The sequence below is a fragment of the Ciceribacter sichuanensis genome (assembly GCF_024055605.1).
GTDB lineage: Bacteria > Pseudomonadota > Alphaproteobacteria > Rhizobiales > Rhizobiaceae > Allorhizobium > Allorhizobium sichuanense.
In genome coordinates, this window is record NZ_JAMXLX010000020.1 from 1 (window position 1) to 10,309 (window position 10,309).

General features: G+C 59.6%; 11 protein-coding genes. 2 read left to right on the top strand and 9 right to left on the bottom strand.

From position 1 onward, the window contains the following. Positions 1-60 precede the first annotated feature (60 nt). The 8 genes from NBH21_RS25895 to NBH21_RS25930 all read right to left on the bottom strand — a co-directional run bounded on the left by NBH21_RS25895 (position 61) and on the right by NBH21_RS25930 (position 7,702). Positions 61-1,467: an adenylate/guanylate cyclase domain-containing protein gene (locus NBH21_RS25895; RefSeq protein WP_250914835.1), complete on the bottom strand. Its 1,407-nt coding sequence runs from the start codon at positions 1,465-1,467 to the stop codon at positions 61-63. Positions 1,468-1,665: 198 nt separating this feature from the next. After that, on the bottom strand, positions 1,666-2,082 hold the full coding sequence (locus NBH21_RS25900; protein ID WP_250914834.1) for a hypothetical protein: 417 nt from the start codon (positions 2,080-2,082) through the stop codon (positions 1,666-1,668). A 149-nt stretch (positions 2,083-2,231) separates the two neighbouring features. Then, the gene (locus tag NBH21_RS25905) at positions 2,232-3,032 is read right to left on the bottom strand and encodes a M55 family metallopeptidase (protein ID WP_250914833.1); all 801 of its coding nucleotides are present in this window, start codon (positions 3,030-3,032) and stop codon (positions 2,232-2,234) included. Beyond that, on the bottom strand, positions 3,029-4,066 hold the full coding sequence (locus tag NBH21_RS25910) for a DmpA family aminopeptidase (RefSeq protein WP_250914832.1): 1,038 nt from the start codon (positions 4,064-4,066) through the stop codon (positions 3,029-3,031). The genes NBH21_RS25905 and NBH21_RS25910 overlap by 4 nt, the downstream gene beginning before the upstream one ends. A 14-nt stretch (positions 4,067-4,080) precedes the next feature. Continuing rightward, a complete protein-coding gene (locus NBH21_RS25915) occupies positions 4,081-4,824 on the bottom strand; it encodes an amino acid ABC transporter ATP-binding protein (RefSeq protein ID WP_080823733.1) in 744 nt (247 codons plus the stop codon). 5 nt (positions 4,825-4,829) lie between these two features. Further along, complete coding sequence (locus NBH21_RS25920; RefSeq protein ID WP_250914831.1) at positions 4,830-5,945, bottom strand: amino acid ABC transporter permease; 1,116 nt, start codon at positions 5,943-5,945, stop codon at positions 4,830-4,832. 4 nt (positions 5,946-5,949) lie between these two features. Then, positions 5,950-6,795, bottom strand: coding sequence for an ABC transporter substrate-binding protein (locus NBH21_RS25925; protein WP_250914830.1), 846 nt, complete (start codon positions 6,793-6,795; stop codon positions 5,950-5,952). 43 nt (positions 6,796-6,838) lie between these two features. Next, complete coding sequence (locus NBH21_RS25930) at positions 6,839-7,702, bottom strand: D-amino-acid transaminase (protein ID WP_250914829.1); 864 nt, start codon at positions 7,700-7,702, stop codon at positions 6,839-6,841. A 179-nt stretch (positions 7,703-7,881) separates the two neighbouring features. Between NBH21_RS25930 and NBH21_RS25935 the strand changes: the two genes are divergently transcribed. Together NBH21_RS25935 and NBH21_RS25940 are read left to right on the top strand one after the other, a co-directional pair. Further along, entirely contained in the window at positions 7,882-8,847 is a 966-nt protein-coding gene (locus tag NBH21_RS25935) for a LysR family transcriptional regulator (protein WP_250914828.1), read from the top strand. Positions 8,848-9,156: 309 nt separating this feature from the next. Further along, positions 9,157-9,654: a hypothetical protein gene (locus NBH21_RS25940; RefSeq protein ID WP_250914827.1), complete on the top strand. Its 498-nt coding sequence runs from the start codon at positions 9,157-9,159 to the stop codon at positions 9,652-9,654. A gap of 215 nt (positions 9,655-9,869) precedes the next feature. On the opposite strand, the gene NBH21_RS25945 is transcribed toward NBH21_RS25940, so the two are convergent. Beyond that, the coding region (locus NBH21_RS25945; RefSeq protein WP_252759598.1) for a ZinT family metal-binding protein at positions 9,870-10,309 on the bottom strand (440 nt) is incomplete at its 5' end.

Consider the following 10,309-nt stretch of genomic DNA (forward strand, 5'->3'; position numbering starts at 1 on the left):
CCGTGGGGCTTGTGTTGGTGAACCCGCTCAGCTTGATTTCACGTCGACGAGCAGAGCAACTTACGACAGTGCGAAAATCCTCACCTCGTGCCCGATGCCGTGGAGTTCCTCCATTCGCGAGGCCGATTTGATACCGCCGTTGCGGAGGATCTCGGAAACCTTGCTGTCTCCGACGATCGCCTCCGTCGTCATGATCACATTGGGATCGGCAAGGCCTTGGACGCGGGAAGCGATATTGACGGTCTGGCCAAAATAGTCCTGACGGTCGTTCAGGTTGACGGCGAGGCATGGTCCCTCGTGAATGCCGATCTTCAGGAGAAGGTCGTCGCTGCCATGTTCGGCATTCAGCCGAAGCATAGCCTCACGCATCCTGAGCGCGGCCGCCACCGCGCGGTCCGGGCTCGGGAAGGTCGCCATCACGGCATCGCCGATGGTCTTGACGACGGCTCCGGCCTCTGTGGCGACGATCTCGTGAAGAACCCTGAAATGCGCTCGCACCAGATCGAAAGCGGCAAGATCCCCGACGCGCTCGTAGAGCGCAGTCGAGCCCCTCAAGTCGGTGAAGAGGAAAGTCAGGCTGGTGATCTTGAGGCGCTGGTCGACGTCAAGCGTATCGGTCCGATAGATATCCCGAAAGCTCTGGTTCGTCAGCAGCCGCTTGGCTGTCAGAAAAGCGCGCCGGCGGCCCAGGAGGTCGTGCAGGTCGTCTCCCGCGATGCAGACATTCGGCACCACCCTGCGATCGGTGTGGTTTTCGAGGGTGAGCCTCAGCGGGCCGGGACGCAGTATCAGCGTTTCGTTCAACGTATGCGCCTGGCTCAGGATCATCGAGAGAGTTTGACGTTCGTCGGTGGGTTCGCCCTGCACGTCGATGAATTGCGCCGAATGGGTGACCGCATCGAAGATGATGACGAACTGCGCCGGCAGTTGCAGAGAGACGAAGGCCTTCTCGCCCGGAGCGAGCTCGATCATCTCCAACAGGATACGTTCGAACCGCGCCTTCAGATCCTCCGGCAGGTCTACCCCGGAGCTAAAAAAGATCTGGCGGTAATATTCAAGCGGAGGCAGCCGATCGGGGTCGTGGGCCGCAATGCTGCGCAATCTCGGACTGACGGTGAATGTAACCTCGACCATCTCGTCGAGGGTCGGTTCGTATCCGGCTGCACAGAGCTCGCAATGGTAGGTGTCCTGGACGACGCCCTTGAGGGTGGCGCCGCTGTCGAGGACACCCCCGCATCCTGGGCAAAGGACATTCCAGGTCATCTCGAATGCACCGATACGGGCGGCATGAATAAAGGCCGCAATCGTTTTCTCCTCGTCGAGATGATGTTTATCGGCGAAGGCGAGCGCGTTGATGCGATTGAGATCACGATCCGAGCCATGCATGACGACATTTTCGATGCACGCGGCCGTCTGCGGGTCGGCCGCCTGTCGCAGGGTGGCAAAAAGCACGTCCATTTCGCTCATGAGACAAGTCTCCATGTGCAGAACCACGGCGGACGACGCCAAGACCGGAATTATACCACGGGAGTTTCCCGATAGAAATCGATAGCCGCGATGCTGTTCTCTTTCCGCTTCGGTTTTGGGGGAGCAAGCCACAAACCTTCACATCCAAAGTACAGGCCCGTTACCCAATGACGCGGAGCCGCGTCTCTTTTAACCCCCCTATTCACCATGCGCGTGCGAATAGAGGACCGGGAGAACATCCTCGGCGCTGCCGCTTTCCTCGATATTGTGGTTGTTCCAGTGCTTGCCCTGCTTGCGTGAATAGATGGAGGGCAGGAGCAGCCAGTTGAACAGGAAACCGAGAACGGGAACCTTCATGCCGATGTAGGTCTCGCTGTAGAACGCGCAGCCATCCTCCCCGGGCGAATGCATATGGATCAGCCGGCCGACGGTTGTCCCGAATGCATTGATCGTGAAGTTAAATTCGCGCTCATCGAGGACGCTGGTCGTCATGACGGAGTGGACGCAATCCTTGTAGTCATTGAACTGCTCGTCAATCAGGCTTTTGGCGCCGATACCAGACGCCCCGCCGACCTGCCGCGCGACGCCATCCATGATGCCTATTTCGGAGTTCACGCATGATAACCCTCGATAAGATCATGCAGGGCATCCTCCTCCAGCGGTGGGACCGACCCACCAACGACATGGAACGGTCCGAGACGAAAGCAGCGGCCAGAAGAAAAATTGCAATCCGGGGAGGTCCATCACTTCGATGAACCTCCTCGCTACGCTGTCAGAAATCGCAATGCTCTCTGGATCTCGAAGAAATCCTGCGATTTGAACACCACCGTTCGAGAGCCTTGTGCTTCGGCACCCGGATACCATGCCGCCCGCCAGGCGTCTGTCGGGTTCGAGAACTCGATGGCGATTTCGAAGGGCCCTTCAAATGGCGGGACGGATGCAGGCTGCATGGCGGACAATGCGGCGGCCACCCCTTCCCTGATGGCCGAACAGGCGCGGCTCGGTGTGATCGAGAGAGAGGCACGTCCAAAGCCCTCGATTGTCGAGACCGTGCGCAGGCCCGGCGCCAGTTGACGCGCGTCCTCGCATATTTCGGCGTCGCCGGACAGGAAGACGGAAGGAACGCCGTAGCGCGCGGCGCAGAGAGCATTGAACGTAAACTCGGAAGCCACCTCGCCGTTCAATAGAAGCCGCGATATGCGCAGGGTTGTCGTGTGTGCCAGCGGATTGGCTTCCGACCCGGCCTTGGCATGATAGCCCGTATAGATGGCCGCGGCAAAATCCGGGCCGAGGCCGAACATCATTCCGTCGGGGTGGCCAGACCATCCCCGCATGATCCGCGCATAGTCCGGCAGGCGATCCAGGATCAGGTTCCGACCGCTGTCATGGGCATCCTTGATGACGACTTCGGTCGCTCCGGCGGCACGGGCGCCCTCGCAGGCGGCAACGACTTCGGCAGTCATCAGGCCGCGGAACTCCGCATAGTCGGCATGGGTTCGCTCCGCTTCGTCCCAATGGGCAATCCCAGCGGTGCCCTCGATGTCGGCAGACAGAAAGATCTTCACAATGTGTTCTCCTTGGCCCAGTCCGCCAGCGACGGATAATGCTTTCCTGTCCGGCCGGTCTCCCGCGGCGCGGCACACAGGGCATTCAGGACCGCCTCCTGCGTTGCTTCGACGGCAGCCCGGAACGGAAGATCGATCAGATTGTCGTCAATGCAGGTCATCGACCGGAAGGCTTGTGCATCATGGGCGACCTGGTCCGCGGTGGTGAATGCCAGAATGATGTCCCCGGAACCATGCCCCCAGAAGGCACCAAGTCTTGCAAGTCCAGCTCCTGCGCGACGGGCGACCCGTTGGAGCTGGCGATCGCCAAGGGGGAGATCCGTGGCCAGAACGACGATCACCGATCCTTTTTCGGCGTGGCTCACACTACCCGGATCGGGGCGGCGCCCATCAGGCAGGACCAGATCACCGGCCCGCCCGAAGTTTGCCAGAACCAATGCACCAAGCGTGAAATCCCTGGCAGCAATATGCATGCGTCGTGAGGCGCTGCCTATCCCGGCCTTGAAGCCGAAGGCCGTCATGCCGCGACCCGCTCCGACGGAACCCTGTTCGACACGACCGGAGGCGGCCGCCGCCAAAGCGGCAAACGCGTCGTCCGGCGTCACCGCAAGCGCCTGAATATCGTTGATCGTACCGTCATTGCATTCGCAAACCACGGGATTGACCGTCGAAGTCTCGCGACCGATTGCGGGATTGTCGGCAATGGCGCGGCGGATCAGGGCCTCGGTGCATGCCGCGACGCCGAATGTGTTGGTCAGCAGGATCGGGGTTTCGATGGTTCCCAACTCCGCGATCTGCACAAGTCCCGCGGATTTGCCAAAGCCGTTGATCACCTCGACAGCGGCCCGAACCTTCTGGCGAAACAGATCGCCGGCATGCGGTATGACGGCCGTCACCCCGGTCGCCAATCCATCACCCGAAAGCGTTCGATGCCCTACCCTGACACCGGGCACGTCCGTAATCGCGTTGTGTTCGCCCGACGGGAGACTGTTCTTGCCTTCCGCCCACAAGCCCAGCTGGCGCGCTGTCGCCATGTCACTTCCTTCCTTTATAGCCGCCCGGCCTTTTTCAGGCTGCGCAGGAAAGCCTGCGTGCGCTCGCCCTGCGGGTTCCCGAAAATTTCCGATGGCGGCCCCTGCTCATACACCTTGCCGGACTGGAGGAAGCAGATCCGGTTGGCCACCTCGCGGGCAAAGCCCATCTCATGGGTGGCCAGAAGCATCGTCATGCCCCGTTCCGCAAGGTCGCGAACGATGTCCAGTACTTCCGACACCAGTTCCGGGTCCAGGGCGGATGTGATTTCGTCGAGAAGAAGGACCATCGGGTTCATCATCAGTGCCCTGACGATTGCGACCCGCTGCTGCTGCCCTCCTGACAGCCGGTCCGGATAATCCCCCGACTTGTGCGCCAGGCCGATGCGGCTGAGAAAGGCCATCGCCTTTTCCTCGGCTTCGCGCCGTGGCATTCCCAGCACCTTCGTCGGAGCCAGTATGGTGTTCTCGAGTACCGTCATATGCGGGAACAGGTTATACCCCTGAAATACGATCCCGATGTCGCGCCGCAGGCGATCGAGATCGACACCCGGTCCCGTGATCCGATCGCCATGGATGCGGATCTCGCCCGAGGAGATCTCCTCAAGGCGGTTCATGCAACGCAACAGCGTTGATTTCCCGCAGCCGGAAGGGCCGATCAGGCAGATCACTTCATGTTCCTCGACACTGAGCGAGAGATCCGAGATGACCTCGAATGTCCCGTAGTGCTTGGTCACATGGTCGATTTCCAGAATTGCCATGAGTTTCAGCCCCCTGCCCGCATACGGCGACGATCGCGATCAATCAATCTATCGACCAGTCGTGCCTGCGGGATTGTGATGACGATGAAGAGGATCGCGACGGTGGTGACCGCGGAGAGGTTGAAGTTGTTCGCGGCGATGATCTTCGACTGGTTGAACGCATCGATCGTGCCGATGATCGCCACCAGAGCCGTGTCTTTCTGAAGGCTGATGCAATTGTTCATCAAGGGCGGAATGATGTTCCTGATCGCGATGGGAACCACCACATAGCGCATGGTCTTGACGTGGCTGAGGCCAAGCGAGCGGGCAGCAGCGACCTGACTATGATGTACGCCCTCGATGCCTGCGCGATACACTTCCGACGTATAGGCCCCGTAGGTCAAGGTCAGGGCGATGACCGCATAGGATGTCGAGGAAAGGTCCGAGAGGATCGGCAGATCCGTCAGCGGCAGGCCGAAGCCGATCAGATAGATCGTGATGATTGCCGGCAGGCCACGGAACAGATCGCCATAGGCGATTGCCAGAAAGCGAAGCGGACGACCTGCCTCGCCGGGCAGCGTGCGCGCTATCGCTACCAGCAGCGACCAGATCAATATCAGAACCGCCGAGATGACAAAGATGGTGACATTGGTGCCAAAGGCCCAGATCACTTTGCCGGCGGAACTCTGAATGAGTGCGAGATCGAAGAAAGTACGGCTGACGGCGGCGTCGTTGGCTGCCATGAACCAGGCCATCGCCGTGACAATCAGCAGGGCGCCTGTCCAGGACAGGGCTCTCCACGACCCAAGCGAGGCTTCGGCGCCCAATGCGCGCGCAGCATGAAGATCGGCGCTGCACGAGGCCATGATCGAGCGCGCGAAAGCGCGGCCTGCCGTCAGGAGCACCAGGGCTGAGGCAATCGCCACGACGACACCCGGGATCGTGGCGGTGATCCGGGATACGCCTTGCGCCACAGCGTAACTGCCCAGATGCTGCGCCGAGACGGCGACGATGACGAAAGTAGCGGCGGCGGCCAGGAACGTTAGCCCGGAACGGGTGCTATAGGTCCGTGCGGCACTCCGGGCACGCTGTGTCGTGTGCCCGGTTTCGCTTTTCGTCTCGGAGACGAGAGTTTCATTCATTGGATCAGTTTTTCCAGACAGGAACACCTTCGGGCGTCAGGCCGCCCCAGGCGGGAGCGAGATATTCGGTCTCCAGCGCCTTCAGCGTTCCGTCGTTATCCATGTCGGCGATGATCTTGTCGATGACGGGCTTCTCTGCGGACCCCTTCGGGTAGATACCAGCGGTATCACGACCGCTCGGATACTGGCCCACGACCTTGAGCTTTCCACCGGAATTGGAAACCTGGCCCAGTACGACCGAAAGGTCTGTCATGACGACATCGACATTGCCGGCCGCAAGCGCGGTGAACATGGCTCCCGTATCGTCGAATACCGAGAGCTTCGTCTCAGGCAGGGTGTCCTGAGCCCACTGCACCATGATCGTGCCGGCCTGGGTGCCAAGCTTCGCCGTCTTCACGCCTGCCTCATCGATAGAGGCATCGCTGCGGGTCGCAAGGCCGAAGGCTCCATGAGCGTAGGGTGTCGAAAAGTCGACCACCTTCTTGCGCGGTTCCGTGACCGAGATAAGCGCAAGCGCGATGTCGAAATCCTTGTTCTGTCCTGCAACGATGGAATCGAACGAGGCGTTTTTCAGCACGACCTTATCGATGCCCAGACGGTAGGCGATATTCACCGCCATGCAGAATTCCCGGCCGCTGGTGATGCTTTCCGGGGTATCGCCGTTGAATTCGCCGACGGCGGGCAGATTGATGATGACTGTGAACTGGCCGGGAACTGCGGTCTCTGTCTTTTCCGTCCCCTGTTTGCCGAAAAGCTTGCAGTCGCCATAGCCCTCGCTTGCAAGGGCAGGTGCCCCGAATGCCGTCAGTGCGCCGAGCGCGATGCCCATGAATTTGAATTTGTGTTTCATGCGTTCTTCCTCTGTTGGTTTTCTGGTTGTTGTTATGTGAAGTTTAGTGGGATGTTGCTTTGGTCACTCCTGCGGCTTCGAGGTAGTAGGATTGCAACAGGCGCGTCAGCGGCCCCGGTTTTCCGTCACCAATCACTACGTCTCCTATCCGTATGACCGGAGTGACCAGACTGGATGCGGATGTCTGGAAGGCTTCGACTGCGCTTTCGGCTTCGGCCTGCGTGAAGCTACGCTCCTCGAAAGTCAGGCCATGACGGTCGCACAACCTTAGAAGGGCTTGCCGTGTGCAACCCGGCAGGATCATCCGGGAATTACCGCGCGTCAGGATCCGGTTGTCTCCGGTGACGATGTATGCCGTCGAAGAGGCTCCCTCGGTGATGTGGTCCTCCTGCGTCAGCCACACGTCGCCAAAGCCCGCCGCACGGGCATCGCGCTTTGCCATCACCTGCCCCAGAAGCATGACCGTCTTGATGTCGCGACGTGCCCAGCGGGGATCCGGGGCGAGAGCCACGGCGATCCCTTCTTCTTGCGCTTTCGTTCCGAGAAGCTGTTTTGCCTGGGTAAAGCCGACGAGTGTCGTTTGCATTCCGTCGGGGTAGAGAAAGTCGCGATCGGCTTGGCCACGCGTGGCCTGAAGGTAGACGGTGCCCTCGGTCAGGCCGTTCTTCGTGATCAGGTCTTGCTGCAGAAGCTCGATTTGCTCGAGAGAGGCCGGCATGGGGATCGCAAGTTCACCCAGCGATCTCTTGAAGCGGGCGAGATGCAGGTCATTATCGATCAGCCTGCCGCCAATGACCGCCGTCACTTCGTATACGCCATCCCCGAAAAGAAATCCGCGATCGAACAGGCTGACATGCGCCTGATCCTCCTGCACGAACTGACCTGCGCAATATACAATCCTGCTCAATTCCCAACTCCGGTCCTGCAACTCTTTGGTTGGCGGCGACTTTGGAGTGCGATGGCGGGCTTGGCCAATTCGGTTTAAACAGAAAGTCATGCAAGAAATGCATAACTTTGCTGAATCAAAATGTTATGGAGTGTTGTCGCCGCTGAAAACTCTCTTCCGCGGCTTTGGGGTGATGCAAAATGGAATTGAAATGGTTGGAGGATTTCGTGACGCTTGCGGATACCTCCAGTTTTTCGCGATCAGCGGAGTTGCGAAACGTCACGCAGCCGGCATTCAGCCGGAGAATCAAGCAGTTGGAAGTCTGGCTCGGTGCGCCGCTGATCAACCGCGGAACGATGCCGGCGGAACTGACGCCGGCCGGACGCAACTTCCTGCCACTGGCGCGCGACACCATCAGGGCGCTCTATGCAGCACAGGAAGCCTTGCGGCCAACCTCGGAGTCCGGCATGGCCCGGTTTGCCGCGCTTCACACCCTGACCGTGACGTTCGTACCGGCATGGCTGCAGCTCCTGGAACAGGAGATGCCCGATATCCGCATCAGTCTCATTCCCGATCGAGGGGGTATCGAGGCCAATCTTGCGACGCTGGTCGATGGCGAAGCGGATTTCTTCCTGACCTACGCCCATCCCCGCGTTCCTTTTCATCTGGACCGGGAACGCTTCGACTATCTGTCGGTCGGCAGTGATCGGCTTATGCCCGTTGTCGCGCCTGAGGTCAGGTTGCAGCGCGATCGTTGGGTGCCCGGAGAAGGCCTTCTTGACCGGGCCGTGAAAGAAGGCATTTCCGTGCCCTATCTCAGCTACGGATTCAGTTCGTTCTTTGGTGTTGCGCTTGGTCGCCTCTTTGCGGAGCGCCCGCAATTTCTCCGACGGCAGGTTCATGAAAATGCGATCAGCGCGGGCCTGAAGACCGTTGCCCTCACGGGGGCGGGTTTATGTTGGCTGCCGCAGAGCCTCATTCAGGCAGAACTGGATGCCGGTCTTCTTGTGAACGCATCCGCCACGACAGACTGGACAATGGATCTGGAGATCCGCCTCTACCGTCATCTCGGGAGCCAGAGCAAGCTCGTCAAGAATTTCTGGAGGAGTGCGGAAGCACTCCTGCGCAGGCAGTTAGCCTTGCCGGCAGGGGCTGCTGGCATCTGAGGTGCTTGCCATATGCGGCACCGCTCACGCCAATACACGCAAAATCATGGCCGACCGGTTGGTCTGCCTGTAATTGTCGGTGTGCTCGCAAGTCGATGTATAAGATGAGCAAATCGCCCGCGCCACGGTTGCTGTCCTGTGGCCGGGGTGCCATGGTGAACAGCTACTCGGGATTGAAAGGAGGGTAAGATACGAACGTTCCTGACGTGCCTCGCATTGCTTTTCCTCCCTGCGTTTGCAGTCGCCCACGGCCTGCGCGTTCCAACGGACACATCGGGTGTTTCAATCCCGTCATTGTCCCACGGGCAAATGACAGTGATCGCAGACCATCGCGTGGAAATAGAGATGCTTGCGTCATGGGTCGCCATGAAGGACCGGGAGATCGCAAAGCTTTTGACCTTCGCGCGCCGCCAGCACTCGCGATGCCTATGGGGTCTTGTACCCCGCAGCATCGAGGACGAGGCCAGCCCATTGAACGGATGCAGCCACGCCTATCTGGCTGCGGACCAGGCGATGCTCGCCAGAATGCGAGCACTTCCGTTCTGGCAGGACAAGGCGATTGCGCTCTATGACAAAGTTGAAAGAGGTATGATCGAGCAGGGTTCTTCCCTCGTGCTCTGTGCGTTCAGTGCCACGATCTTCAACATCGCATCGCTCGTGGAGCCGGACTGGCATGATTTCGCGACGCATTTGCCAAGCTTGTTCACACTGCTGGGCGTGGTCACATTGATGCTCGCCGGATTGGTGGTTTCAGGAGTGTGGCTGGTTCACAATGTTCGGGCCAACTCTGCGCCGAATGGGGTGTGACAGCCAGAAGCGAGCCGGCCTCCCCGGCTTTCGGCGTCAGCAATCTTCTGCGCTCCCGAGAAGACCGCATCGAGGAGAAGACCGGTGCCGTCGTCTAACGGCGCCGACTGCAACTGGGGTGCAGATCTGAGTTTGCGAGCCATGTTTGTTTGCCTGCAAGATTGCGCCCGGATCTGACGGCCGGGCGCATCCTATTCATCGATTTCAAACCTCGTTCAGTGTTCCATCATTTCGCTGACGATCTGCTTCGGCTGCAGCGAAGACGGATAGTAGGTCGGCCAGTTGGTCACTTCGTTGAGCAGGGCCGCGCGATCGTTGCCCCAGTATAGATGGTAGTGATCGGCCGTTTCCGGTGCGATCTTGTGGTCGCTGAACTGGATGAACTGCGGTGCGCCTGCATCGCCTTCGGTCTTCCTGAAGATGAAGCGTACGCCCCGGTTGCCCTTCTTGTAGGTCAGGACTTCCTTGCCGTTATAGGCATAGTGACCGGCAAGCGGCTTGCCCTTCTCGTAGAAGGTTACCACGTCACCATCGATGGTGATGCGCTCGACATCGGTCTTGTAACCGACCTCGTATTCAGCACGATATTCCCCGGCGGTCATCTTGCCGCTTTCGGCCTTGTGCTCCCAGACCGGATCAAGCGTACCATCCTGGA

What these genes read in the sequence shown, in the direction of transcription:
- NBH21_RS25895 (WP_250914835.1), bottom strand. Translation starts at nt 1,467, where the DNA reads ATGAGCGAAATGGACGTGCTTTTTGCCACCCTGCGACAGGCGGCCGAC.
- NBH21_RS25910 (WP_250914832.1), bottom strand. Translation starts at nt 4,066, where the DNA reads ATGGCGACAGCGCGCCAGCTGGGCTTGTGGGCGGAAGGCAAGAACAGT.
- NBH21_RS25915 (WP_080823733.1), bottom strand. Translation starts at nt 4,824, where the DNA reads ATGGCAATTCTGGAAATCGACCATGTGACCAAGCACTACGGGACATTC.
- NBH21_RS25920 (WP_250914831.1), bottom strand. Translation starts at nt 5,945, where the DNA reads ATGAATGAAACTCTCGTCTCCGAGACGAAAAGCGAAACCGGGCACACG.
- NBH21_RS25925 (WP_250914830.1), bottom strand. Translation starts at nt 6,795, where the DNA reads ATGAAACACAAATTCAAATTCATGGGCATCGCGCTCGGCGCACTGACG.
- NBH21_RS25935 (WP_250914828.1), top strand. Translation starts at nt 7,882, where the DNA reads ATGGAATTGAAATGGTTGGAGGATTTCGTGACGCTTGCGGATACCTCC.
- NBH21_RS25940 (WP_250914827.1), top strand. Translation starts at nt 9,157, where the DNA reads ATGACAGTGATCGCAGACCATCGCGTGGAAATAGAGATGCTTGCGTCA.